Consider the following 25,041-nt stretch of genomic DNA (forward strand, 5'->3'; position numbering starts at 1 on the left):
CGGGCTACTGGGTGAATACCAGCACGAGATAGGCGAAGAACAGCACCAGATGGACGAAGCCGAGCAAGATATTGGTCGGCGCCCCCGAGAACGTCATCTGGCAAACGAACAAGGTCACCGCCAAAAGCGCGATCTCGACATTGTTGAGACCGAGCTCGAGCGGCGTGCCGGTGAAGACGCCGATGGCGAGCACCACCGGCACGGTCAGGCCGATGGTCGAGAGCGCCGAGCCGAGGCTGAGATTGACGGCGCGCTGAAGCTGATTGCGGGCGGCCGCCTGGCAGGCGGAGGTCCATTCCGGCGAGAGGATGAGCATCGCGATTAGGACGCCGCCCAGAGCGATCGGTAGGCCCATTTGCTCGGTGCCGAAGTCGATCAGCTTGGCCAGAGGCTTTGACAGCAGCACCACCGGCAGCAGCGTCGCAAGCAAGAGAACGGCGTGATACGGCGCGGAGTAGACCTTGCCATGCCCATGGGGCTCGGCGCTTGCCGGCTGGGCAAGCTCTATGTCGATGTTTTTCGCGTTCTTCTTCGGTTGAACGAAGAAGCTGCGATGGCGTGTGGTTTGGATCGTAAGAAAGGCGGCGTAGAGCAACGCCGTCAGGACCCCAAAGATCACGGCCTGCCGGGTAGTGAAGGTCGGACCCGTGGTCGCTTGGGTGAAAGTCGGGATTACCAGCGCGATGATGGCGAGCGGGGTGATCACCGCAAGATAGGCCATGGCGCCTTGCAGATTATATTCCTGCTCGACATGGCGGAGACCGCCGATGGCCAGCACCGTGCCCACCATGCCGTTCAGCACGATCATCAGGATGGCGAACATCGTCTCGCGCGGCAGTGTCGGATTCGGATCGCCGCCGAGCATGACCGTGGCGAGGATCGCCACCTCCATGCTGATGACGGCAAGCGTCAGGATCAGCGTGCCGTAGGGTTCGCCCAGCAGCTCGGCCAAGGCGTCGGCATGACGGACGACACCGAAGGCACACCAGATCATCACGCCGAAGAGCCAGGCGAACAGCAGGGCGACGCGGGGCGCGCTCTCAAGATCGGCAAGCCACTCCTTGCCGACGGTGAAGAAGATCACCGTCGTGGCGATGCCGGCAATCAGCCCCAATTCCGGGCGCAAGCGCTCAAAGAGAGTTCCTGTGTCTGGCCCGGTCTTTGAGACGGCTTTCGACGTTGCCTTCCCGGGGCTGGCCTTGGGAGACGGGGCCTTCTTCGTGGAGGCTTTGCTCGTGGAGGCCTTGGCCGATGACGGTCGGCCCGGGGCCTTGCGCCCTGCTTGCATGATCCAGCCCTTATCCTGCGGCGCACTGGCCAACGACGCGCGTCTTCTATCCAATCGCGCCGCAAGACGAAAGGTGGCAAGGTCCTCCAGAATCAGGGCAGTCACCTGACACTTCCCTGCAGCGTCGAAAGGCGCCGTCGTGCCCTAGACGTGATGACCGTGATCGCCGGCGGCCAATTTCTTCAGGGCGACACGATCGACCTTGCCGGTCGGGTTCAGCGGCATCTTTTCGATGATGACGATTTCCTCCGGCGCCTTGTAGCCCACCCGCGCCTTGGCGAATTGGATCAGCTCGCCCGCCTTGGGCGGCGCCACACCCGGCTTGACCTCGACATAGGCGCGCACGCTCTCGCCATGCGCTTCGTCAATCACGCCGACGACCCCGGCGAGTTCGACCGCTGGATGCTCCAGGAGCGCATCCTCGACCTCCTGAGGAGAAATATTCGAGCCGTCATGCACGATGATCTGTTTTTGGCGGCCGCAGAACCAATTATAGCCGTCCTTGTCGACTTTCATCTCGTCGCCGGTATCGAACCAGCCGTCACGAAGGACCTCGGCGGTCGCCGTCTCATCGTTCCAATAGCCGGCACATTGGGTCGGGGTCTTGACCCAGAGACGACCCTCCTGCTCCTTTGGCAATTCGTGCCAATCGTCGCTGCGAATGGTGAACACGAAGCCGGGACCGGGAAGCCCGATCGAGCCGAGCTTGTCGACACCCATGGGCGGATTGAGCGCGGCCAGGCCGAATTCCGTCATGCCGTATCCTTCGCTCACGGTCCTTCCGGTCAGCGCCATGAATTCTTTCTCCAGCTCGGCGGAGACCTTATCGCCGCCCGAGCGGCAAAGTCTCAAGGAGCTGAAGTCTTCCGTCGTCATGCCGTGCTCACGGATGAGGTGAAGAAGCGCGGTGGGCAGCATCGACAGCAGAGTCGGCCGCGTGGTGCGGAGCAGCGGCCCCATCTCGTCATGGTCGAAGGCCCGCGCGATGATGAGCCGTGCGCCGGCCGAGAGAGCCGCCATGGAGAAGGTGAAACCGCCGATATGGGTGCAAGACGAACCCGGCAGGACCACGTCGTTGGGCGTAACCTCGAAGGCCTGAGCGGCGCTGGCGAACATCCAGCCCAGAGATTCCCGGGTATGGGTCACGCCTTTGGCGGGACCGGTGGACCCGGAGGTGAAGAAGATGGCCGCCGGCGTTTTGTGATCGGGGGTCGGCAGGTCGAGGCGTTGCGGCTCGACCCTACTCAGCTCCTCGATACTCGGCTGCTTGGCCTCGTCGGCCCCATACCACACGACACCCAGCGGCAGATTCGACGCCTCGCTCGCGGCAATGTCATCGGCGCGTTCCGCATGAGCGAGGATGATCTGGGCATCGCTCACGGCTAGGGCGTGATTGATCTCGGGCGGCATATAGCGATAGTTCAGCGGCGTCAGCACGAGCCCCGCCTTGAAGCAGGCGATATAGTGGACAATAAGCGCCGTGCGGTTCGGCATCAGCGAGGCCACGCGGTCACCGGGCTTCAAGCCGAGCGCAAGATAATTGGCGGCGAGCCGGCTGGAAGCGTCGTCAAGTTGGGTCCAGGACACCACCGACTCCATGGAGGTCACGGCCGGATCGTTCGGGCGATTGCTCAGCCCAACCTTCAAGAGATCCTCCAGATGAAGCGGCGCTTCCAGCAAGGGACCTGCATGCAACATGGATGTGTCTCTTTTCGTTTCTAGGCGGCAGCCGCCGGCCGCTCGCGGTCGAAGCGGTAGAGGCCGTAAAAGCCGGTTGGATCGAGAAAAACTTGCGTCGCCTCGGCGAAGCCGGCCTCGCGGCCGAGCGCGAGCCATGTGGCGGCACTTTCGGGCAGATCGCACGTACTGACGTGACGGTCCATCTGGTGCCACTCGTCATCCGAGAGGAAGTTCCAAGCAGGCCGGTTGACGCGCCGGAAACGCTCCAGATAGCCCGCCCGGTCCTCGCCCTCGGCCAAGGTCGGCTCATAGATCATCAAGGCGTCGCGCGTGGCGCCGCAAATCGCTTCGAGCAGCTTGCGCTTCCCATCGGTCGTCAGATGGTGAATCGAAAGGCCGCACCACGCGATGTCGGTGGGCTTCGGTTGCTCGGTCAGTGTTTTAACGAAGTCGCCGTCTCGAGCTCGACCGAGAAAGGCGCGCCCGCAAGGTTCTTTGCTGCGAGCTCAAGGGCGGGCTCCGACAGATCGATGCCGCGATACTGGCGTGCCCTGGTGCCTTCGAGGGCGCGCTTCATCTGGCCGGCGTCGCCGCAAGCAATGTCCAAGAAGTCGAAAGGCCTTGCCTTCGCAGCCAACGCTTCGTGGAGGATGGCGCCCACCTTCTTATGGGACAGCGAGTCGTGATCCACCATCTTCTGGTAGGTCGCCCATTGCTTCTGAAATTGTTCGAGCGCCGCGGCGTCTTCAACCGTACCGCCCGGCTCGAGATATTGGATGTGAATGCTCATGCGCGCGCCGTGACTCTCCGGTTCATGTCCAGGAGAGTTTTACCGCAAGGCAGGTTTGCCAAAGGTTAGCGCGTTCGCCGGCGCATTAACGGCTGGCTTAGATGTCCCAGCCTGGATCGTGAACAATATCGTGGAACGCCTTGTGGATCGCCCCGCCCCAGCCCTCGCGGACGGCTTGCAGATACGGATCGTCGTCCTCGAGCCTTACTGTGAAGCCGGGCTTCAACGAGTCACGCCGGTAGATCATGAGGTCGAGGGGAGGCCCCACCGAAACATTGGAACGCATGGTCGAGTCAAACGAGATCAGAGCGCATTTGGCCGCGTCGTTGAGGCTCGTGTCGTGATGAATGATGCGGTCGAGTATCGGCTTGCCGTACTTCACCTCGCCGATCTGAAAATAGATCGTATCGCCCATGGCCTCGATGAAGTTGCCCGCGTCGTAGATCATGAACAGCCGGAGCTGCCCGCCCTTGAGCTGGCCCGCGAGGATGAAGGAGGCGGTGAAGTCCACCTCCTGCTGCTGCAAATAGCCCGCGTCGACCTTGTGGATCTCGCGCAAGGCATTGCCGACGACGCGGGCGGCCCCGAACATCGAGGTAACCGCATACAAGTCCTGATCGGGGTTCTCATTGTTGAGCCACTCGGTCATCAGGCTCACAACCCCTTGGGTCAGCGACAGGTTGCCGGCGGTCACGAGCGTGAAGAAGCGCTCGCCCGGCTTGTCGAACGAAAACATCTTGCGGAAGGTAGACACTCGATCAATGCCGGCATTGGTGCGCGAATCCGACGCAAGCACCACACCCTCATCGAGCAGAACGCCGATGCAGTACGTCACCTTTTCAACCCCTCACTGGGTCTGTTGCTGGCTTGGGAAACTCACTTTGACAGTCATCGTCTCAAGACCACCCCCGGCGCGAACCCCTCGGACCGGGCTGGCCTCAGCATAATCGAGGCCGACGGCAGTACGAATATACGATTCGTTCGGGCACGCGCGATTGGTTGGATCGAAACCGACCCAACCCAAAGAGTCAACGAAGGCCTCCGCCCACGCATGGCTGGCGGCATGGGCCTCGTTGCCGAACCCGTGGCTCAAATATCCGCTGACATAGCGGGCCGGCACGCCTAGGACCCGGCATACCGCGCAAAAGACATGGGCCTGATCCTGGCAAACGCCCCTTCCCTGCTCCAGCGCCTCGGTTCCCGTGGTGTGCACATGAGTCTCCCCTGGGCTGTAGCTCACCTTGTCGGCGACGGCGAGCATGATCTCGTGCAACGTCTTGATGAGGTCCTCTTTGGGCTCGACCGAGAAGCGCCGGGCAAAGTCGCGGATGGGGCCCGTGACAACCGTGTAGGGCGTTTCGCGAAGATACAGCATGGAGGGCAGTTCCGACGATGCCGTGCCGACCACGCCGTTCGTGTCGCGGGTCCGCACAAGTCCGCAGACCTTGATGTCGAGATTATCGACCGGTTTCGGCAGGGTCAGTGTGTGACAGACATTGCCGTACTGATCCTGCCACTGAGTCATGGAGGCGCCCGGACAGGTGAGCACCCAGCTCTCGACCGCTTGCGTGCCACCCGAGAGCGGCGTCATCCGCAGATACTGCGTCGTAGCCAGCAGCGGCTCAGAGTACTCGTAGGACGTTCCATGCTCGACCCGGATCAACATCTTTAGCCTACACCGCCTCCGCCATGACCATGGGCACCATCAGGAAGTCCTCCTGAAGCTGAAGACCGAGAGCGTTGTTGCGCTCGATAAACTCGGTCAGGAACTCGTGCAGTCCATCCCGAAAGACCCGGTCGATCCGGCCGTAACGGAGGAGCGCATATGTCTGGCCGGCGATACGCCTGCACTCGAGCGGCTTCTTGCCGACGAGGTCCTCCAGCGTCGACACCACGACCTCGTAGCAGTGATGCAACGAGCGGGGCATGTCCTCGCGCAGGATGAGCAACTCGGCGATACGCCACGGATAGACCATGTCATGGTAGACGCGCCGATACGCCCGGAACGCACCAACGGAGCGCAGCAGCGCGCCCCATTGATAATAGTCGACATAGCCGCCGACCTGCTCGGAGTCCGGCAGCAGCACGTGGTACTTCACATCGAGAATGCGCGCGGTGTTGTCGGCGCGCTCGATGAACGTCCCGAGCCGGATGAAGCGGAAGCCGTCGTCGTGAAGCATGGTGCCGAACACCACGCCGCGAAAAAGATGCGACCGTTCCTTCACCCAGTCGAAGAAGTCGCGGTAGCCCCAGCGCATCAGCCCGTCGTAATCGAGATTTTGCACTTGCAGCCAGGTACTGTTGAGGCTCTCCCACGCTTCGCTGGAGATAGCCGAACGCTGGGCCCGGGCGTTCTCGCGCGCCAATCTAATAAGCGAGCAGATCGATCCGGCGTTCTCTTGATCGAGCGCTACATAGCGGATGATGTTTTCGTGGCTGAGGCTGTCGTAAAGCTCGCCGAAGCGGCCGTCACCGGGCGCAATGGACAGGATCGGCTCGAACTGCGTCCGTCTATCGAGCGACGACGGCAGCAGCGACATGCGGAAGCTGACATCCAGCATGCGCGCGGTGTTCTCGGCGCGCTCCATATTGCGGGCCATCCAGAACAAATTATCGGCGGTGCGGCTCAACATGGTCAGCGCTCCAGCACCCACGTGTCCTTGGTGCCGCCTCCCTGGCTGGAGTTGACAACGAGCGACCCTTCTCGCAGAGCCACACGTGTTAGCCCGCCAGGAATCACGCTTGTCTCCTTGCCGGACAGAACGAAGGGCCGCAAATCGACGTGCCGCGGCACGATTTGGCCGTTGCAGAGTGTCGGCGCCGTGGACAACGATAGCGTGGGTTGGGCGATGTAGTTGCTGGGGTTCTGCAGGACCCGCGCCTTGTACGCCTCGCGCTCCTCGGCGGTCGAGGCCGGGCCGATCAACATGCCGTAGCCGCCGGAGCCCTGCACCTCCTTAACTACCAAATTCTCGAGATTGTTGAGCACGTGCTGACGCTGCCTTGGATCGCGTAGCATAAAGGTCTGCACATTATTGAGGATGGCGTGCTCACCGAGATAGAACTCGATCATGCGCGGCACATAGGTGTACATGGCTTTGTCATCGGCGACGCCGGTGCCGAGCGCGTTGGCCAGGGCCACGCGACCTGAGCGGATCGCCGACAAGAGGCCGGGCACCGCGAGCATGGAGTCAGGCTGGAACGCCAGCGGGTCCATGAACTCGTCGTCGACACGGCGATAGATTACGTCAACCTTGACCGGTCCCTCGGTGGTCCGCATCCACACGTCGCCGTCGCGCACGAACAAATCACCGCCCTCGACGAGCTCGATGCCCATCTGCTCGGCGAGAAAGACATGCTCGAAATAGGCGCTGTTGAAGCGGCCGGGGGTCAGCAGCACGACTTCGGGGTCGTCGGACCCGCTTGGCGCCACCGCGCGCAGGTTCTCCAGCAGGCGTTCAGGGTAATTGCCGACCGGCGAAATGCTTTGCCCGTCGAAGGCATCGGGAAACAGCCGCATCATGATTTCGCGATTCTCGAGCAGGTACGAGACGCCGGATGGCGTGCGAACATTGTCCTCAAGCACGAAGAAATCGCGCTCGCCGGTGCGGATCAGATCGATGCCCGCGATATGGGCGTAGACGTCCTTGGGCAGATCGACGCCGTGCATCTCCGGTCGGTAGGCCGGATTGAGCAGCACAAGCTCCGGGGGAATGAGGCCAGCCTTCAAGATCTCCTGGTCGTGGTAGATGTCGTGAAGGAAGACATTCAGGGCCTTCACCCGCTGAAGGCAACCGCGCTCAACGAGGTCCCACTCAGAGCGGTCGAGAATGCGCGGGATAAGGTCGAAAGGGATCAGCCGCTCGGTGGAGCCGCCTTCCGTGTAAACGGCGAAGGTAATGCCCAAGCGCCGGAACAGCTCGTCCGCCGCTTGTTGCTTGGTGACCAAGGATTCGATGGAAACGTTTTCGAGAAGGTCGGCAAGCGCCGCATAGGCCGGTCGCACCGTGCCGTCCGGCTCACGCATCTCATTGAAAAAATGGCGGTAAAGGTCGGCGGAGTCGCCTGCGCCCGCCTCGGCCGTTAGGGTCTCATCTGTTTGCGGCAAGCACGCCCGTCCTGGTTAAGCGCTCCTGAACGCCCTCTTCTTCCTGCGTTTTCCGTCCCAGTGTCTTATTTTCAGGCATCATAGTCCGATGCCCCCGACTTGGGCAACTCCCCGGCTCGCCAAGGCCGCTTTTTGACAGCGCACGCCCCTACTCGGCTGGTGTGGGCCGAGGTTGCGGTTGCTCTTTGGCCGCGCCCGCGAACTTGCGCACCACCACGTAGAAGATGGGCGTGAAGATCAGGCCGAACAGCGTGACGCCGATCATGCCAAAGAACACGGCCGTGCCGAGCGACTGGCGCATCTCCGAGCCGGCCCCGGTGGCGATCACCAGCGGCACCACGCCGAGGATGAAGGCCAGTGCCGTCATGAGAATGGGGCGCAGGCGGACGCGCGCAGCCTCGGTCGCCGCCTGGAAACGATCTTCGCCGGCCTCCTCGTTCTGCCGCGCAAACTCCACGATGAGGATGGCGTTCTTCGCCGCCAAGGCGATCAGAACCACGAAGCCGATCTGACCGAGGATATTCACATCCATGCCCCGCAGCATGAGGCCGCTCACGGCGGCGAGCAGGCACATGGGCACGATGAGGACGACGGCGAGCGGCAGGCCCCAGCTTTCATATTGCGCGGCGAGCAACAAGAACACGAAGACCACCGCCGCGCCGAACACGAAGATCGCGGTGTTGCCGGCTTGCTTCTCCTGATAAGCGAGCTCGGTCCACTGATAGGAGTAACCCTCGGGCAGATTTTCCGCGGCGATCTTCTGCATGGCCTCGAGCCCGTAGCCCGTGGAGAAGCCCGGCTTGGTGCTGCCTTGCACCGCCGCGGCGGAGTAGAGATTGAAGTGCTCCACGCGGTAAGGCCCGGTGATGTCGCGGAACGAGGCAACCGACCCCAGCGGCACCATCTCACCGGCAGCGTTCCTTGCCTTCAGCTGCGAGATGGCGTGAAGGTCTTGCCGGAACTGGCCGTCGGCCTGGGCGGTGACTCGGTAGGTACGGCCCAGGAAGTTGAAGTCGTTCACGTATTGCGAGCCGAGATAGACCTCGAGCGTCTGGAAGATGTCGTCCGTGTTGACGCCCAGCATCTCGGCGCGAACCCGGTCGATATCGGCGTAGACCTTGGGCGTGCGCGTGTTGAAGGTCGTGAACACGCCTGCTAGGCCCGGCGTCTGATTGGCCGCGCCGGCGATCGATTGGGCAACCGCCTCAAGCTGGGACAGGTTGCCGCCGGTGGTGTCCTGCACCTCCATCTTGAAGCCGCCCGTGGTGCCGATGCCGCGGACCGGTGGCGGCGACACGCTGATGATGAAGGCATCTTGGATACTGCCGAACGCCTTGTTGAGAGCGCCGGAGATCATTTGCGCGCTTTGCCCCTTCTCGGCGCGCTCCTTGAACGGGTCGAGCGGCGTAAACACGACGGCCGCATTGGGCGCGGTGGTGAAGGTCGCGCCGTCGAGACCGACGATCGGGACGGCATGAGCAATACCCGGCGTGTCGAGCGTGATCTGCGTCACTCTACGCGCGACCTCATCGGTGCGCGCAAGCGAGGCACCGGGCGGTAGCTGGATGATGTTGATGAGATAGCCGAGGTCTTGGTTCGGAATGAAGCCGGTCGGAGCGGAGCTGAATTGTACCGCCGTCAAACCGATCAACCCCGCATAGACCGCAAGCATAACGGCAGGAATGCGGATCAGCTTGGCGGTCAGCGCACCGTATTTGAACGACACCCACTCGAAGCCGACGTTGAAACCGTGGAAGAAGCGGCCGATCGTCCGCGAGAATAGCGACTTCCGCTCGTGGAGCGGCTCGTGCGGCTTGAACAGAAGGGCGCAAAGCGCAGGACTCAAGGTGAGCGACACGACAAGCGAGATCAGCGTCGAGGTGGCGATGGTCACGGCGAACTGGCGGAAGAACTGACCGAGAATGCCGCTCAGGAATAGTGTCGGAATGAACACGGCGCAGACCACGAGCGTCATGGCGATCAGCGCGGTGCCGACCTCGTCCATGGTGCGGTAGGCCGCCTCGCGCGGCGCGAGCCCCTCGCGAATATTGCGTTCGACATTCTCCACCACGACGATGGCGTCGTCGACGACGATGCCGATGGCAAGCACGAGACCGAACAGGGACAGATTGTTCAGCGAATAACCCAGCGCCGCCAGCATGGTAAATGTGCCGATCAGCGAAACCGGGATCGCGACGATCGGGACGAGCGAGGCCCGCCATGTCTGTAGGAAGATGACGATGACCAAAACCACGAGGATCACCGCCTCGAGCATGGTGTGGATCACCGCCTCCACGGAGTCGGAAATGAAGACAGTCGGGTTGTAGACAATGTCGTAGCGCAAACCGCTGGGGAAGGACTTGGACAGCTCTTCCATCGTCGCCTCGACCTGGGCCGCGGTCTCGAGCGCGTTGGACCCCGGGCGCTGGAAGATGCCCATGGGAATCGCCACGCGCTCGTCGAGATAACCGTTGCGATTGTAGTCGGCGGCGCCGAGCTCGACCCGGGCCACGTCACGCACGCGAACCACACGTCCATCGCTTTCCGATTTGACGATGATGTTGCCGAAGGCTTCCGGCGTGGATAGGCGGCCTTGCGTCTCGACGTTTAGCTGGAAGGCGCCCGGTTGCGGCACGGGCGGCTGGTTGATGACGCCGGCCGCTACCTGCACGTTCTGGCCGCGCATGGCGGCGATCACGTCGCCGGCCGTCAAGTCGCGCACCGCGAGTTTGTCGGGGTCGAGCCACACGCGCATGGAGTAGTCGCGCGCGCCGAAGATGGTGACATTGCCCACACCGTCGATGCGGGCGAGCACGTCCTTCACATGCAAGGTGGCGTAGTTGGAAATATAGAGCAGATCGCGCGTGTCGTCCGGCGAGCTCAGATGGATGACCATCATCAGGTCGGGCGACTGCTTGACCACTTGGACGCCCAGTGCCCGCACCTCCTCCGGCAGCCGCGGCGTGGCGATGGCCACGCGGTTCTGCACCAGCACCTGCGCCGTATCGAGATCCGTGCCGAGCTTGAAGGTCACGGTCAGCGCCATGGACCCGTCGCTGGTCGATTGCGACGTCATGTAGATCATGTCGTCCACGCCGTTGACCTCTTGCTCGATCGGCGTGGCGACGGTGTTGGCGACGATCTCGGCTGATGCGCCCGGATAGCTTGCCGTCACCTGAATCGATGGCGGGGCGATGTCGGGATATTGAGCGATAGGCAGGCTGAAATAAGCCACGCCGCCAATCAAGGTGATGAGGATGGAGATGACGGCCGCGAAAATGGGCCGGTCGATGAAGAAATGAGAGAGGTTCATTACCGCGTCGGGTCCCGACCGCTTACTGCTGGCTGGCTGGCGCGGCGTCGGGCGCCTTCACCGTGCCCTTCTCGGGCGTGACTTTCTGACCGGGCCGCGCGCGCAGGAGCCCGTTGATGATGACATCGTCATCGGGCGTGATACCGCTCCGAATGATGCGCAAGCCGTCATCCGTGACGGAGCCGAGCTCGACCGGCTTCGGCACGACCGTGCCGTCGGGTGACACGGTAAACAGCATCTTGGTCGATTGATCGGTGACCACGGCCGCATCAGGCACGAGAATCGTCGGCTTCAACTGAGACATGGGCACGCGCACGCGGCCGAACTGACCGGGGGTGATGAACAGATTGGGATTTGGGAAGGACGCGCGTACGCGAATCGTGCCCGACGAGCGGTCATACTGATTGTCGACGAAGTCGATAGCGCCCTTGAGGTCCCATTCCTTCTCGTCCATCAGCTGACCCTCGACCTGAACGCCATTCTCGCGCGCGGAAGCAATCTCGCCTTTCTGCACCAGACGCTTGTAGGTCATGCCGTCGCCTTCGCTCACGTTGAACATGAGCCAGATCGGATCGAGCGAGACGATGGTGGTCAGGAGGGTGGTTTCTCCGGTGCCGCCCATGACCAGGTTGCCGACGCTCACCTCGTGACGGCCGAGCCGCCCCGAGACGGGCGCGGTGACACGCGTATAGTCGAGATTGAGCTGCGCCTGGTTGACGGCGGCGATGGCGTTGTCCCGCGACGCGGTGGCGCTTTGCACCTCAGCCGTGCGCTCGTCGAACGTCTCCTTGGAGGCAAAATCGTTCTTCAGCAGCTTGGAGGTGCGATCAAGCTGGACCTGGGCGAGCTGAAGCTGGGCCTCGGCCTGGGTGAGTTGGGCCTTGGCGGACTCGAGGGCGATCTCGTAGGGGCGCGGCTCGATCACGAAAAGGAGGTCCCCTTTCTTCACGATCTGGCCATCGGTGAAATTGACGGATTCGAGATAACCGCTGACGCGGGCCCGGATCTCGACGGACTCCCGGGCCTCGAACTGACCGGTGAAGTCGCTCCATTCCTTGAGCTCCTCGACCAAGGGCTTGGCCACGGTGACCGTGGGCGCCGGCGGAGCGGCGGGGGCTGCGGCCTGCTCGGTGCCTTGCGGGGCGATCATGTAGCGGTAGGCAATCGCCGCGACGGCAATGACGGCGAGCGTGATCAGCAGAATCCGGCCGCTGCGCTGGGCGGGCGGAGGCGCTGCCTTGCTCGCAGGCTCGGACGCAGGGGCCGGCGACGGTTTGGAAGCAGGCGCCTTCGTTTCACGCGCCTTCGGCTCTTCAGACGAGGTTTCGGGCTCGATGTCCTCGTCGGCCGGCGCGCGCTTAGCGGTACGATTTCTCTGCTGCATCATGTCGGGCATCTCAAGCTTCGCGCGAGCGGCCCTCTTGATTCGGCCGCCCCGCGGCCCGCCACTGCGCATTCTGTAAGGAACGCTACCCTATTCGGATCGGCGAACACAGGGGCAACGACCGCATGCCGCACCAGTTAAGGCTCGAACACGGCCATTGCCACGGCGTTTTGCCAATGCTCACGTCAATTTGTCCTTCTGGCCCAACTCGATATGAGCCATTCGGACTGGTCTTACATGCCCGAACCTAACGAAGGCATTATGCTCGATGCCGTCGTTTTCGCCCCGGGGCGCCGGGCAATACAGGAATCCCCTATGTTCGCCAGATGTTCGCGTCTTCTCCCGGCCGCCCTGGCGGTCCTGTGCTTGTCTGGATGCGGGGACGAAGCGACCCTGCCGGTGGAGGCCGGGACTGGGCCGAGCCCTGCATTGCCGGCACCGGTCCAGACGTTTCTGCCCACCGTCCTGCTCGCTCGCGCCGAGGGCTGGCCCGAGGGCACCAGGCCCAAGCCGGCCGAGGGTTTCGCGGTCGAGGCTTTCGCCACCGGCCTCGATCACCCCCGCTGGCTCTACGTGCTGCCGAACGGCGACGTGCTGGTGGCCGAGTCCGATGCCCCGCCACAGCCCGAGATCGAGCGCGGCATCATGGGCTGGTTGATGAAGATGGGCATGAGATATGCCGGCGCCGCCGTGCCGAGCGCCAACCGCATCACCTTGCTGCGCGATGCCGACGGGAACGGCGTGGCCGAGACCCGCTCGGTGTTTCTCACGGGCCTCAATTCGCCGATCGGCATGGCGCTGATCGGGGGCGACTTCTATGCCGCCAACACGGATTCCGTGGTGCGCTTTCCTTATGAAGCCGGCGCAACCCAAATCACGGCCCCGGGCGAAAAGATTGCCGACCTGCCGGCCGGCCCCTTCAATCTCCATTGGGTCAAGAACATCCTCGCCAGCCGCGATGGCAGGCGCCTCTACGCGGGTGTGGGCTCCAACAGCAATCTGGGCGAGAACGGCATGGCGAACGAGGACGGCCGTGCCGCCATCCACGAGATCGATTTGGCGACGGGCAAATCCCGGATCTTCGCCTCAGGCTTGCGCAATCCCGTCGGTCTCGCCTTCCATCCGGACAGCGGCGAGCTGTGGACCACGGTCAATGAGCGCGACGAACTGGGGAGCGATCTCGTTCCCGACTACATGACGACAGTGCAAAACGGCGGCTTCTACGGCTGGCCTTACAGCTATTACGGCGACCATCTCGACCCGCGGGTGCAGCCGCAACGGCCGGACCTTGTGGCAAAAGCGATTGTGCCGGACTATGCCCTCGGGCCGCATACCGCCTCCCTCGGCCTCGCCTTCTATGACGGCACGCTGTTTTCCGCGGCCTATCGCAGCGGCGCCTTCATCGGCCAGCACGGCTCGTGGAACCGCAAGCCGGCAAGCGGCTACAAGGTGATCTTCGTGCCGTTCTCGAACGGCAAACCCTCGGGCGCGCCGGAGGACATTCTGACTGGTTTCTTGAGCAAAGACGGCAACGCCTATGGACGCCCCGTCGGCGTGGCGATCGACAAGGCCGGCGCGCTGCTGGTCGCCGATGACGTCGGCAACACGGTCTGGCGCGTCACGCCGGTGTCAGAGTAGCGCGCAAAAGTCGCAATACACATCAATAGCCCGACCGGGTGGCCAAGCGGCCTCCACAATGCTATAGGCTCACCCGTTCACAAAATCCCAGCGCGCTCGCCCATCCTAGAGAAAGGGAGGTTCCCATCTCGGACGCAACGAGAACTTTGTTCGTTCCCAATACCACGCAGGACTATGGCGACAATCCAATCGCCGTTCGGGAAACCGATACTTATGTCTCTGAATATGTACGTGGTTTTGTCGAAAAGTGGGATGAACTCATCGATTGGAATCAGCGCGCGAAGAGTGAAGGCCGCTTTTTCATCGATGTTCTGAAGGCACGCGGCAAGAAGAGCGTGCTCGATGTCGCCACCGGAACCGGGTTTCATTCGGTTCAACTGCTCAAAGCTGGATTCGATGTCACATCCGTCGACGGATCGGCGGAGATGCTGGCCAAGGCCTTCGAGAACGGCTGCAACCAGGGTGTGGTTCTCAAGACCATTCATGCCGACTGGCGGCAACTCAATCGTGGCGTGCGCGGCAAGTTCGACGCCATCATCTGTCTCGGCAACAGCTTCACGCATTTGTTCGACGAGAACGACCGCCGGCGCGCGCTGGCCGAGTTCTACGCGGCGCTGAAGCATGATGGCATACTGATTCTCGATCAGCGCAATTACGATCGGATCCTCGACGAAGGCTTCGCCAGCAAGCACAAATACTATTATTGCGGCGACAAGGTCGTGGCCGAGCCGGTGCATATCGACGAAGGCCTCGCCCGCTTCGAGTATTCCTTCCCAGACGGGTCGCGGCACAATCTCAACATGTTCCCGCTGCGCAAGGACTATACGCGCCGTCTCCTACGCGAGGCGGGGTTTCAGAAGCTCCATAGCTACGGCGACTTTCAGGAAGAGGGCGAGGAAACGGATCCCGACTTCTTCATTCATGTCGCGGAGAAGAGCTATGGCACAAACTGATCAGAGCATCGCCCTTGCCCGTGACTACTACGACAGTGACGAGGCGGACGACTTCTACCGCACGATCTGGGGCGGCGAGGACATCCATGTAGGGCTCTACGACACCGGCCCCGACATCACCGCCGCCAGCCGCCGTACGGTCGAACGCATGGCCGGCAAGGCCGGCACGCTCAAAGGCAAGCACGTCCTCGATCTCGGCTCGGGCTATGGCGGCGCCGCCCGCGTGCTCGCAGGCGAGTATGGCGCGCTTGTCACCTGCCTCAATCTCTCGGCGGTTGAAAATGAGCGCAATCGGGCGTTGACGCGCGAGGCTGGGCTTGAAGACCATATCACGGTCGTGGACGGCTCATTCGACTCCCTGCCGTTCGAGCGCCCGCAGTTCGACTTGGCGTGGAGCCAAGACGCGATCCTGCATGCACCGGACCGACGCGCGGTCCTGGACGAAGTCGCCCGCGTGCTGAAGCCCGGTGGCGACTTCATCTTCACCGATCCGATGCAAGCCGATGCGCTGCAAGACAAGGATGCGCTCCAGCCGATCTACGACCGCATCCACCTGCCCGACCTGGCTTCGTTCGGCTTCTATCGCACCGAACTTTCGGAGCGGGGTTTCGATGAGATCGAGGTCGAGGAGCTGACAGGCCAAATGCGCACGCATTACGCCCGCATCGGCGAAGAGCTGGACGCACGGCGCGAAGAGCTCGACGCCAGCGATGCCTTCGTCGACCGCATGCTCAAAGGCCTGCGCCATTGGGTGTCGGGGGCCGAGAATGGGCTGCTCGCCTGGGGCATCATGCATTTCCGGAAGGCGCCATAGTGGAGGCGGGCCGCGACAGCGGCTCATGCCCCCCAGACCCTCATTGCACGATTGGGGTGCCCACGAGCGCCAAGCTGATGGTGGCGGCCTTCGTGGTCCTGACCGTCGGCTGGCCGGCGCTAGCCAATGAGAGCTTCGGCGCCGTCAGGGACGTCATCTCAGAGTCCGCCGGCTGGTTCTACAGCGCCGTGGTGTCGGCGGCGTTGATCATGTGCATCGTCCTGGCCCTAGGGCATTGGGGTTCGGTGCGGCTCGGCGCGGACGACGAAAAGCCGGAATTCGGCTGGCTTTCCTGGACCGCCATGCTGTTTGCGGCGGGCATGGGGATCGGCCTCGTGTTCTGGTCGATCGCCGAGCCTCTCACTCATTACGCGGGAAATCCGCTCATCGCCAGTTGGGGTGCCGATCCGTCGACCACCGTGCGGGCCCGGGTGGCCATGGAGATCACGTTCTTTCATTGGGGATTGATGCCGTGGGCGCTCTATGCCGTCGCCGGACTCATCTTCGCCTATTTCACCTATCGCAAGTCCGAGCCGCTCACCGTCCGCTCGGCCATGCGCCCACTGATCGGCGACGCGGTCGGGCGCTGGCCGGGCAAGCTCGCCGACGTCGTCGCCATCGTCGCCACGGTGTTCGGGCTCGCCACGTCGCTCGGTTTCGGCGCCGCGCAGATCAATTCCGGTCTCAACCGCCTGTTTGGCTGGCACGTTTCGACAGAGCATAAGCTGCTGATCGTGGCGGTGATCGCAGGCGTGGCCGTGTTGTCGGTGAGCACGGGCCTGAAGCGGGGGATCCGCCTCCTGTCGCTCGCCAATGTCTGGCTTGCGGCGCTCATCCTCCTTGTCGTGCTGATGTCGGCGCCGCTGGAGCCGATCTTACGCAACGTCTCCTTGCGCCTCGGCGACTACCTCGCCAACCTTCCCTGGCTGACTTACGAGACGGCGCGCGACGATACGGGCTGGGCCGCGTCGTGGACCACTTTCTACTGGGGATGGTGGATCAGCTGGACGCCCTTCGTTGGCCTGTTCATTGCCAGAATCTCGCGCGGACGCACCGTCCGGGAGTTCATCCTCGGCGTGCTTCTGGTGCCGACCGCCATCACCTTCGTATGGCTTTCTATCATGGGCGGCGCGGCGATCTCGGCCGCGCGGGCCGGTCCCGCCATCATCGACGTCGCCCGCAACGAGCCGGCTCTGTCTCTCTACGCGATGATCGACTTTCTCCAGTCCGGCCCGTTCGCCACGCTCATCGCCTTCGCCGCAACGCTCCTGGTCGCGATCTTCTTTGTCACCAGCGCCGACAGCGGCACGCTGGTGGTGACGACCATGCAATGCGGCGGGCACGCTGAGCCGCCGGTACTGGAGCGCGTGCAATGGGGCGTCGGCATGGGCGCCGTGGCGGGAGCGCTGCTGGTGGCCGGCGGATTGGGGGCGCTACAAGCCATGGCCGTGGCGGCCGCTCTGCCCTTTGCCGTGGTGCTGGTCGCATTGGGGGTTGGCTTCACGGCCGCGCTCCATGAAGATGCAACCCAGCAGTGGAAGGCGCGGCGCGCGCGAAAGTCCCGGCGCGCCACCTGAGGAGATCCTCGAAGTGGCCAAGTCCATCCTGTGCTACGGCGACTCCATCACCTGGGGCTACAATCCGAAAGACGGTTCGCGTCTACCGCCCGAGGACCGTTGGCCGCGCGTGCTCGAGGATGCGCTGGAGGGCCAGGCGCGGGTGGTCGAGGAAGGGCTGAATGCGCGCACCGTGGCGACCGACGAGCCGTCCCGCCCCAATCGCAACGGGCTCGCCATGCTGCCGCCCTTGCTCGAGGCGCACGCGCCGCTCGACCTGGTCATCATCATGCTCGGCACCAATGACAGCGCACCGTGCTATCGCCTCACTGCGGGCAAGATTGCCATGGATTGCGCCGCATTGATCCGCACGGTCAACGGGAGCCTGGCGGGCCCCGGTGCCGGGGCGTCACGGATAATTCTCGTCGCGCCCCCTCCCCTCGGCGCGCTGAGCGCGGAGATGACGTTGTTCTATGCCGGCGGCGAGGCGACGTCGCGCGGGCTTGCCGATGCCTATCGCACCATCGCGCAGGCTTTCGGCGTGGCATTTTTCGAGGCGGGGCAGGTTTGCCAGGTGAGCGCGGTCGATGGCGTCCATCTTGATCCGCAAGGTCAGCGGCAACTGGGCTTGGCGTTGAAGGACGTGGCGGAGCCCCTGCTCTAGGAGATCGACCATGGCAACCTTCACCGTCTTTCGTGACGACTTTCGCACGATCCTCGGGATGAATTTCGAACGGCCGGAGCTGATCGAGACCAATGCCCATGAAGGGCCGGTCTATGTAGCGTCGGAGCATGCGCTCTATTTCACCACGGTGCCGGAGCCGGGACCGAAGAACATCGCCATCATGCGCCTGCAATTGGCGGGCGATACGTTCCCCTTCACGGCAGAAAAACTCGAAACGGTGCGCCAGCCATCCAACATGGCGAACGGCATGGTGCTCGACCGGGACGGAAGGCTCGTGATCTGCGAGCAAGGCACCATGGCGACATGCGCGCAGATCAGCCGCATGGACCTCAAGACGGGCGAGATCGAGACCGTGGTCGATCAATGGCGGGGGCTTCGCTTCAACTCGCCCAACGACGTGGTGGTGAAGAGTGACCGGACCGTGTGGTTCACCGATCCGAACTATGGCGAGATCCAGGGCTTCAAGCCCGCGCCGGAGGTCGGCGCTTTCGTCTACCGCCACGACCCGGTCAAGGGCGAGACATCGGTGGTCGCCGACAGCTTCAACAAGCCGAACGGCCTTGCCTTCTCACCGGACGAGAGCGTGCTGTACATCACCGACACCGGCGCCAATCAAGCGCCCGGAACGTATTTCGTCGGCCTGCCGCATCATGTGCGTGCTTTCGACATAGCCGACGGCCGGCATCTCAGGAACGACCGGTTGTTTGCCGTGGTCAGCCCCGGCGTGCCCGACGGCATCAAGCTGGATGGCCACGGCCACGTCTACACGTCATCCGGAACCGGCGTGCAGGTGTTCACCCCAGATGGCGACCTGCTGGGTGAAATCACCGCGCCGGGCGTGGCCAATTTCACCTTCGGCGGTCCCCATAACGACGTGCTGTTCATCCTCGGCGATACGCGAATTTGGCAGGCCAAGCTTCAGGTGACCGGCGTGCTCACCTCGTGAGCGAAAATCGTCCGGAACCGGCAATCAGCCTTCAGACGTCTTTCTCCCCGGCCGGCTCGCTCCAGCCGTCACGGCCGGCCTGACCGCGTTTCTCTCATGCCTGCTCGCCACCAAGAGCTCCCGCACACCGACGGCAATCTCCTGGAGCGACTTGTCCAACATGCCGTGCGCCTCTTGCAGCAGATCGAACTCGCGCCGGATGGTGTCGTGGTCCTCCGCCGCGCGCGCCTCGGAATCGCGGTTCATGATCGCCGTGCCAACGGTGATGGCCGGCAGAAAGACGAGCTGGAGAAAATTCGACCAGTAGAGGATCTGGGTTTCATAGTTCGGCCAGAGGATCGGGGTGAGACCGAAGATCACGAAGGCATAGAACGCCCAGATCGAGCCGACCAGCATGGTGATGCGGGTCGCCAGGACGCTGTTGATCCTCGAAACGAGACTTTCTTTCTTCACTTCCTTCATCGCCGATACCTCTACGCGCACCGGAGCGCCTCTGCCTCGCCCGGAGTGTTGCGCGACGATGTTAAGGAAACCCTTGTCAGGCCATGGTGCCGATGGTGCTGCGGAACCTCATCAGGGCAATCCCGAACAGGATGGCGCCGATAATCGCGAGCGCGAGAAACTGCGGCCAGACCACGTCGAGGCCGGCGCCGCGAAAGAGGATCGCCTTGGCGGCGATCACGAAATGCGTGTTCGGGGCGGCCAACATGAGGTTCTGGACCGCCTCCGGCATGCTTTCACGCGGCGTCGTCCCGCCCGACAGCATTTCCAAGGGCAGGAGCACCAAGATCAGCAGCAGGCCGAATTGCGGCATGGAGCGGGCGACGGTGGCCAGGAAGATCCCCATCGACGTAGTGGCGAAGAGCTGCAGCGCCGCGGCGACCAGGAACAGCGCAATCGACCCTTGGATCGGCACCTCCAGAAGCCCCTGCACCACGAAGGTTAGCGCCACGGCACAGGCCACGAGTACTACGACGCCCATGGCCCAGACCTTGCTCGTCATGATCTCGAAAGGCGTGACCGGCATGACGAGCAGATGCTCCACCGTGCCGTGCTCGCGTTCGCGGATCAGCGCGGCGCCGGTCAACACGATGGCGAGCAGGGTCACGTTATTGATGACCTCCATGATGGCGCCGAACCACGCCTCCTTCAGCTCGGGGTTGAAGCGGGCGCGCAGTGTCAGCCCCACCGGCGGCTCATAGACATCACGGTAGCGCTGGGCGAAGGCACGCACCTCGTCGTTCAGAATCGTGTTGATGTGGCCGGAGCCGGTGAAAGCCTGGCTCATGCGGGTGGCGTCGACATTCAACTGGATCGTCGGCTGCCGCCCGTCCAAAAGATCGCGCTGAAAGTCCGGCGGGATATCGAGAGCGAAGGTATCGAGGCCGGCGTCGAGGCGATTGTCCATCTCCGCGTGATCGATCATCTTGGGCGTCGCGAAGTAGGGCGGATAGAAGGCACTGGCGATGCGCATCGACAGCGGCGAGCGGTCCTCGTCCACGATGGCGATCTGTGCCCTGTTCAACGTCTCGGGAATCGCCGTCGCCGAAGCGTAGATGGCCAGGGTGAAGGCATACACGATCAGGACCAGCATGCCCCGGTCGCGCGCCAAGCTGCGCAGCTCCTTGATGCCGAGATACCAGATGTGACCGAGACGCATCGATCAGCGCTCCTGCTTTCTGAGCAAGACGGCCGCCAGAATAAGCGCCGCGGGACCTGCGAGCGCCAATGGTAGAAAGGATGCGTGCAGATCCGAGAAGCTCAAGGACTTGGAGAATACGCCACGCGTAATGGTGAGAAAGTGCGCGGTCGGATAGATCTCGCCGATCACCCGGCCGAAGCCTTCGAGCGACGAGACCGGGTCAATCATGCCGGAGAAGCTCACCGCGGGCAGAATTGTCAATACGGCGGTGCCGAAGATCGCGGCGATCTGGCTACGCATGAACGTCGAGATGAGCAGGCCCAGGGCCGTGGCGGCGACGGCATAGAGCAAACCCGCCACCATCAGCGTCGGAACACTGCCCTTGAGGGGAACATCGAACACGACCACGGCAAGAATCGCGAGCATCACAAAGCTCAGCATGGCCAGGACGATGTTGGGGAACTGCTTGCCGATGAGGAATTCGAGCCGCGTCGTCGGCGTGACATAGAAGTTGACGATGGAGCCGAGCTCCTTCTCGCGCACGACGCTGAGCGCGGTGAGCATCGCCGGGATCATCATCAACAGAAGTGGAATGATGGCCGGCACCATGGCCACCACGCTCCTGACGTCGGGATTATAACGGTAGCGGATCTCGACATTGGCCAATCCGGCGAGCGCGGATTCTTGCCCTGACTGGCGCGCCTTCTCGGCGAGCCAGAGGGAATGCATGGCCTCGACATAACCGCGCGCGGTATCCGCCCGCGTCGGCATGGCGCCGTCGATCCAGGCCGCCACGGAAACATCCCGCCCACGGGCGATGTCGCGCGCGAAGTTGGGCGGAATCTCCAGGGCGAGGCTGAGCTCACCCGAGCGCATGCGCTTGTCGAGCTCTTGATGGCTGGCGAGCGGCTCCTTCTCGACGAAGTAGCGCGAGCCGGACAGGTTCAGCGTGTAGTCGCGGCTGGTCGTGGTCTGGTCGCGATCAAGCACGGCGAAGCTCAAATCCTCCACGTCGAGACTGATGCCGTAGCCCATGACCAGCATCAGAATGCCGCTGCCGACCACGGCCAGCGTGAGCCGGATGGGATCGCGCAGCAACTCCAGCCCCTCGAGCCGCGCGTAGCTCATGGCGCGGCGGAGGTTGAAATGGCGCTGCCCGCCGCGCACGGGCTCCTCGGGCTCAGGCCCGCGCATGGAGTCCGCCAAAGCGGTCTCGGCCTCGCTCGTCTGATCACCGTCGTCCTCGGCCACCGCCTGCTCCAGATAGCTGATGAAGGCGTCCTCGAGCGTCTTGGCGCCGCTTTGCCTTACCAGCGTCTCGGGCGGATCGGTGACCAGCACCTTGCCGGCATGCATCAGCGAAATGCGGTCGCAGCGCTCCGCCTCATTCATGAAATGCGTCGAGATGAAAATCGTCACGCCGTCGCTTCGAGAGAGATCGACCAACATCTGCCAGAACCGGTCGCGGGCGATCGGGTCGACACCGGATGTCGGCTCGTCCAGGATCAGCATCTCGGGCTTGTGGATCATGGCCACGGCGAGAGACAGGCGCTGCCGGAGGGCCAGCGGCAGCCCGCCTGGGTAGGCATCGATCACTCCGGCCAGCTGAAAGCGTTCGACCATCTCCTCGACGCGGGCCGGAATCTCCGTCTCCGGCACCTCGAACAGCCGCGCATGCAGCTCCAGATTCTGGCGGACGGTCAGCTCGGTATAGAGCGAGAAGGATTGCGACATGTAGCCGACACGGCGGCGGGTGGCGAGATCGCGCGGGTCCACCTCCTGGCCGAAGAGCCAAGCCTTGCCTTCGCTCGGCTCGAGCAGCCCGGTCAGCATCTTCATGGTCGTGGTCTTGCCGCAACCGTTCGAGCCCAGGAAGCCGAAGATTTCGCTACGCTTTATCTTGAAGCTCACGTGGTCGACGGCGGTGAAGTCGCCGAAGCGCTTGGTGAGCCCCCGCGCTTCGATCGCCGTCTCGTGGTCGGAGCCGGGCGAACGGGGTGGAATCGTCACAGCCCGATGGTCGCGGCGCTTCTCTTCGGGGAGGAGCGCGATAAAGGCCGCTTCCAGCGACGCGGTGCCGGTGCGCGCGATCAATTCGGCGGGCGTTCCCGTGGCGAGCACGGCGCCGGCATCCATGGCCACCAGCCAATCGAACCGCGCCGCTTCCTCCATGTAAGCGGTGGCGACGACGACGCTCATGCCGGGCCGGTCGCGGCGGATGTCGTCGATCATGCGCCAGAACTGCTGGCGGGACAGCGGGTCGACGCCGGTGGTCGGCTCATCGAGGATGAGAAGATCCGGGTCGTGCACCAGCGCGCAACATAGGCCAAGCTTCTGCTTCATGCCGCCTGAGAGCTTGCCGGCCGGCCGGTCGACGAAGGGCGCAAGCCCGGTGCTCTGGGTCAGAAGCACGATGCGACGCTTGCGCTCCGCGTGGTCGTGCCCGAACAGCGCGCCGAAGAAGTCGATATTCTCGTAGACCGACAGCGTAGGATAAAGGTTCTTGCCGAGGCCTTGCGGCATGTAGGCAATGCGCGGACAAACCCGTTGACGATGCCGCGCCTTGGCCATGCTGCCGCCGAGAACCTCGACCTCTCCTTTCTGGATGGCGCGCGAGCCGGCGACCAACGACAGCAGGCTTGATTTGCCGATGCCGTCCGGCCCCATCAGCCCGACCATGCGGCCGGCGGGAAGGTCGAGATTGATGCCGGCAAGCGCCTGCACCTTGCCGTAGCGGAGGCTCACGCCCCGTAGGCGCGCGACGGGCGCAGCGCCCTCCTCTCCCGGCACGGCATGAGGAGAGGCTCCGCTCATTCCGGCAAGCGTATCTGCAAGTCGTCCGGCCACGGGATCTCCGGATCGAGCCGGATATAGGCCACGCCGGGCAAGCCCGTCTTCACGTCGCGGATATGCTTCTTGAGAAGCGTGGGATCGATGCGGGCCTTGACGCGGAACATCAGCTTCAGCCGCTCCTCCGCCGTTTCCACCGTCTTGGGCGTGAACTGCGCCACATCGGCGACGAAGGAGACCTTCGCCGGGATGACATATTGCGGGGCGGCATCGAGCACGATGCGGGCTTCGGCGCCGAGCTGGACGCGGCCCGCGTCGATGGTCGGCAGGAAGATGGTCATGTAGACATCGGTGAGCACGACGAGGTTGAGCACCGCGCCGCCCGCCGCCAAGACTTCGCCAGGCTCGGCAACGCGATATTGCACCCGGGCCTCGCGGGGGGCGCGCAGCGTGCTGTCGTCGATATCCGCCTTGATGCGCTCGATGGTGGCGCGGGTCGCATCGACGGCCGCGCGGGCGCTGATGATCTGCGACTTGGCAAGGCCGATGGCGGCTTCCGCCGCGGCGACTTGCGCCTTGGCCGCGGCGACGGCCGCCTTCGCGCCTTCGAACGCCGCGCGGCGATCGTCGAGAACCTGGACCGAGGTGGCGCCCTTCGGCACGAGTTCTTCCGACCGCGCCAAGCGCTTCTGGGCGGCATCGAGCTCGGCTTCGCGCTGCGCCACCGAAGCTTCAGCCGCCGTCTTCTCGGCTTCGCGTTGGGAGACCTGACTCTGCGCCGTCTCGACGCCGATCACCGCGCGCTGCAGTTCGGCTTCCGCCTCGCGGAGTTGCGCCTGGAGCACATCCGTATCCATCGCAGCCAAGACTTGGCCCGGCTGAACGAAATCGCCTTCACCGACCTCGATGGTCTCGACCCGCCCCGCGATCTTGGTGGCGATGTCGATCTCCGTCGCCTCGATGCGGCCATTGCCGCTGGCGAAGCCTCCGGCGGACCGTTCGGCTTCAGCGCCTGCCAAGCGAGATAGGCGGCGCCGGCGATCACCCCCATGATGACGATCCGGATGAGCCAGGTCTGGGTCGTTTGGGTCATGAGTCCGCCCGTTTGAGTCACATTTGGATTTCGCGCGGCGCCCGCCGGCGGCGGCACTGCCGGAACGCTAGCACCCCTACACCGGCCCGGTAGCGGGCCCGTGACAATTTATCTTGGCAGAGACGGGGAAAATGGTGCCCAGGGGCGGGGCGCCTCACTTCAACAGGCACAATGACTTAGCGGAGGGTGGGACAAGCAACCTTCCCGCACAATCATTATGCTTTCCGACGCGACTGCCCCACCGAACGACAGGCTCAAGCTCAACTGACGCCTGCTCGATGGCTCCTATGCCGCGCTCAGACGCCTCGGTGACCACTGGCCGCCGAGCGCTCGAAGTTAAGCCCAAGAATGGGGTGCGCGA

19 protein-coding genes and 1 pseudogene are annotated in these 25,041 nt (G+C 63.4%); 6 read left to right on the top strand and 14 right to left on the bottom strand.

Annotated features, from left to right (window positions below; all coding sequences use genetic code 11):
- Positions 1 to 4 precede the first annotated feature (4 nt).
- The 10 genes from AUC69_RS02310 to AUC69_RS02360 all read right to left on the bottom strand — a co-directional run bounded on the left by AUC69_RS02310 (position 5) and on the right by AUC69_RS02360 (position 12,566).
- Positions 5 to 1,126 (bottom strand): calcium:cation antiporter, encoded by a 1,122-nt coding sequence (locus tag AUC69_RS02310; RefSeq protein WP_069440727.1) that lies wholly within the window; start codon positions 1,124 to 1,126, stop codon positions 5 to 7.
- A gap of 306 nt (positions 1,127 to 1,432) precedes the next feature.
- Positions 1,433 to 2,986, bottom strand: coding sequence for a class I adenylate-forming enzyme family protein (locus AUC69_RS02320; protein WP_069440729.1), 1,554 nt, complete (start codon positions 2,984 to 2,986; stop codon positions 1,433 to 1,435).
- A 20-nt stretch (positions 2,987 to 3,006) separates the two neighbouring features.
- Positions 3,007 to 3,285: a hypothetical protein gene (locus AUC69_RS02325; protein WP_069440730.1), complete on the bottom strand. Its 279-nt coding sequence runs from the start codon at positions 3,283 to 3,285 to the stop codon at positions 3,007 to 3,009.
- A 116-nt stretch (positions 3,286 to 3,401) separates the two neighbouring features.
- Entirely contained in the window at positions 3,402 to 3,758 is a 357-nt protein-coding gene (locus tag AUC69_RS02330; RefSeq protein WP_069440731.1) for a class I SAM-dependent methyltransferase, read from the bottom strand.
- A gap of 97 nt (positions 3,759 to 3,855) precedes the next feature.
- Positions 3,856 to 4,593: a proteasome-type protease gene (locus tag AUC69_RS02335; RefSeq protein WP_069440732.1), complete on the bottom strand. Its 738-nt coding sequence runs from the start codon at positions 4,591 to 4,593 to the stop codon at positions 3,856 to 3,858.
- Between the two features lie 12 nt (positions 4,594 to 4,605).
- A complete protein-coding gene (locus AUC69_RS02340) occupies positions 4,606 to 5,424 on the bottom strand; it encodes a transglutaminase family protein (protein WP_069440733.1) in 819 nt (272 codons plus the stop codon).
- A gap of 7 nt (positions 5,425 to 5,431) precedes the next feature.
- Positions 5,432 to 6,391, bottom strand: a complete 960-nt coding sequence (locus AUC69_RS02345; protein ID WP_069440754.1) for an alpha-E domain-containing protein — start codon at positions 6,389 to 6,391, stop codon at positions 5,432 to 5,434.
- Between the two features lie 2 nt (positions 6,392 to 6,393).
- Positions 6,394 to 7,785: a circularly permuted type 2 ATP-grasp protein gene (locus AUC69_RS02350; protein WP_069440753.1), complete on the bottom strand. Its 1,392-nt coding sequence runs from the start codon at positions 7,783 to 7,785 to the stop codon at positions 6,394 to 6,396.
- A 229-nt stretch (positions 7,786 to 8,014) separates the two neighbouring features.
- Complete coding sequence (locus tag AUC69_RS02355; protein ID WP_069440734.1) at positions 8,015 to 11,179, bottom strand: efflux RND transporter permease subunit; 3,165 nt, start codon at positions 11,177 to 11,179, stop codon at positions 8,015 to 8,017.
- Positions 11,180 to 11,201: 22 nt separating this feature from the next.
- Positions 11,202 to 12,566, bottom strand: a complete 1,365-nt coding sequence (locus AUC69_RS02360) for an efflux RND transporter periplasmic adaptor subunit (protein WP_204377241.1) — start codon at positions 12,564 to 12,566, stop codon at positions 11,202 to 11,204.
- Between the two features lie 312 nt (positions 12,567 to 12,878).
- Between AUC69_RS02360 and AUC69_RS02365 the strand changes: the two genes are divergently transcribed.
- The 6 genes from AUC69_RS02365 (at position 12,879) to AUC69_RS02385 (ending at position 19,155) form a co-directional block, all read left to right on the top strand.
- Positions 12,879 to 14,201, top strand: a complete 1,323-nt coding sequence (locus tag AUC69_RS02365) for a PQQ-dependent sugar dehydrogenase (protein WP_069440735.1) — start codon at positions 12,879 to 12,881, stop codon at positions 14,199 to 14,201.
- Between the two features lie 146 nt (positions 14,202 to 14,347).
- Positions 14,348 to 15,154, top strand: coding sequence for a glycine/sarcosine N-methyltransferase (locus AUC69_RS17710; protein WP_204377242.1), 807 nt, complete (start codon positions 14,348 to 14,350; stop codon positions 15,152 to 15,154).
- Positions 15,141 to 15,968: a methyltransferase domain-containing protein gene (locus AUC69_RS17715; RefSeq protein WP_193427392.1), complete on the top strand. Its 828-nt coding sequence runs from the start codon at positions 15,141 to 15,143 to the stop codon at positions 15,966 to 15,968. Before AUC69_RS17710 ends, AUC69_RS17715 begins: the two co-directional genes overlap by 14 nt.
- A gap of 56 nt (positions 15,969 to 16,024) precedes the next feature.
- Entirely contained in the window at positions 16,025 to 17,545 is a 1,521-nt protein-coding gene (locus AUC69_RS02375) for a BCCT family transporter (RefSeq protein WP_083239016.1), read from the top strand.
- A gap of 13 nt (positions 17,546 to 17,558) precedes the next feature.
- On the top strand, positions 17,559 to 18,188 hold the full coding sequence (locus AUC69_RS02380) for an SGNH/GDSL hydrolase family protein (RefSeq protein WP_069440757.1): 630 nt from the start codon (positions 17,559 to 17,561) through the stop codon (positions 18,186 to 18,188).
- A 10-nt stretch (positions 18,189 to 18,198) separates the two neighbouring features.
- Entirely contained in the window at positions 18,199 to 19,155 is a 957-nt protein-coding gene (locus AUC69_RS02385; protein WP_069440736.1) for an SMP-30/gluconolactonase/LRE family protein, read from the top strand.
- 24 nt (positions 19,156 to 19,179) lie between these two features.
- On the opposite strand, the gene AUC69_RS02390 is transcribed toward AUC69_RS02385, so the two are convergent.
- The 4 genes and pseudogenes from AUC69_RS02390 to AUC69_RS02405 all read right to left on the bottom strand — a co-directional run bounded on the left by AUC69_RS02390 (position 19,180) and on the right by AUC69_RS02405 (position 24,680).
- Entirely contained in the window at positions 19,180 to 19,638 is a 459-nt protein-coding gene (locus AUC69_RS02390; protein WP_141700538.1) for a hypothetical protein, read from the bottom strand.
- Between the two features lie 55 nt (positions 19,639 to 19,693).
- Entirely contained in the window at positions 19,694 to 20,815 is a 1,122-nt protein-coding gene (locus AUC69_RS02395) for an ABC transporter permease (protein ID WP_069440738.1), read from the bottom strand.
- Positions 20,816 to 20,818: 3 nt separating this feature from the next.
- Entirely contained in the window at positions 20,819 to 23,611 is a 2,793-nt protein-coding gene (rbbA, locus tag AUC69_RS02400; protein ID WP_069440739.1) for a ribosome-associated ATPase/putative transporter RbbA, read from the bottom strand.
- Positions 23,608 to 24,680, bottom strand: a pseudogene (locus tag AUC69_RS02405) (HlyD family secretion protein). The gene rbbA and the pseudogene AUC69_RS02405 overlap by 4 nt, the downstream one beginning before the upstream one ends.
- Positions 24,681 to 25,041 lie beyond the last annotated feature (361 nt).

The sequence above is a fragment of the Methyloceanibacter superfactus genome (genome assembly GCF_001723305.1).
GTDB classification, from domain to species: Bacteria; Pseudomonadota; Alphaproteobacteria; order Rhizobiales; family Methyloligellaceae; genus Methyloceanibacter; species Methyloceanibacter superfactus.

Coding starts and splice junctions, on each gene's coding strand:
- AUC69_RS02330 (WP_069440731.1), bottom strand. CDS start 3,758: ATGAGCATTCACATCCAATATCTCGAGCCGGGCGGTACGGTTGAAGAC.
- AUC69_RS02365 (WP_069440735.1), top strand. CDS start 12,879: ATGTTCGCCAGATGTTCGCGTCTTCTCCCGGCCGCCCTGGCGGTCCTG.
- AUC69_RS02325 (WP_069440730.1), bottom strand. CDS start 3,285: ATGATCTATGAGCCGACCTTGGCCGAGGGCGAGGACCGGGCGGGCTAT.
- AUC69_RS02355 (WP_069440734.1), bottom strand. CDS start 11,179: ATGAACCTCTCTCATTTCTTCATCGACCGGCCCATTTTCGCGGCCGTC.
- AUC69_RS17715 (WP_193427392.1), top strand. CDS start 15,141: ATGGCACAAACTGATCAGAGCATCGCCCTTGCCCGTGACTACTACGAC.
- AUC69_RS02345 (WP_069440754.1), bottom strand. CDS start 6,391: ATGTTGAGCCGCACCGCCGATAATTTGTTCTGGATGGCCCGCAATATG.
- AUC69_RS02385 (WP_069440736.1), top strand. CDS start 18,199: ATGGCAACCTTCACCGTCTTTCGTGACGACTTTCGCACGATCCTCGGG.
- AUC69_RS02360 (WP_204377241.1), bottom strand. CDS start 12,566: ATGATGCAGCAGAGAAATCGTACCGCTAAGCGCGCGCCGGCCGACGAG.
- AUC69_RS02320 (WP_069440729.1), bottom strand. CDS start 2,986: ATGTTGCATGCAGGTCCCTTGCTGGAAGCGCCGCTTCATCTGGAGGAT.
- AUC69_RS02350 (WP_069440753.1), bottom strand. CDS start 7,785: ATGCGTGAGCCGGACGGCACGGTGCGACCGGCCTATGCGGCGCTTGCC.
- AUC69_RS02340 (WP_069440733.1), bottom strand. CDS start 5,424: ATGTTGATCCGGGTCGAGCATGGAACGTCCTACGAGTACTCTGAGCCG.
- AUC69_RS02395 (WP_069440738.1), bottom strand. CDS start 20,815: ATGCGTCTCGGTCACATCTGGTATCTCGGCATCAAGGAGCTGCGCAGC.
- rbbA (WP_069440739.1), bottom strand. CDS start 23,611: ATGAGCGGAGCCTCTCCTCATGCCGTGCCGGGAGAGGAGGGCGCTGCG.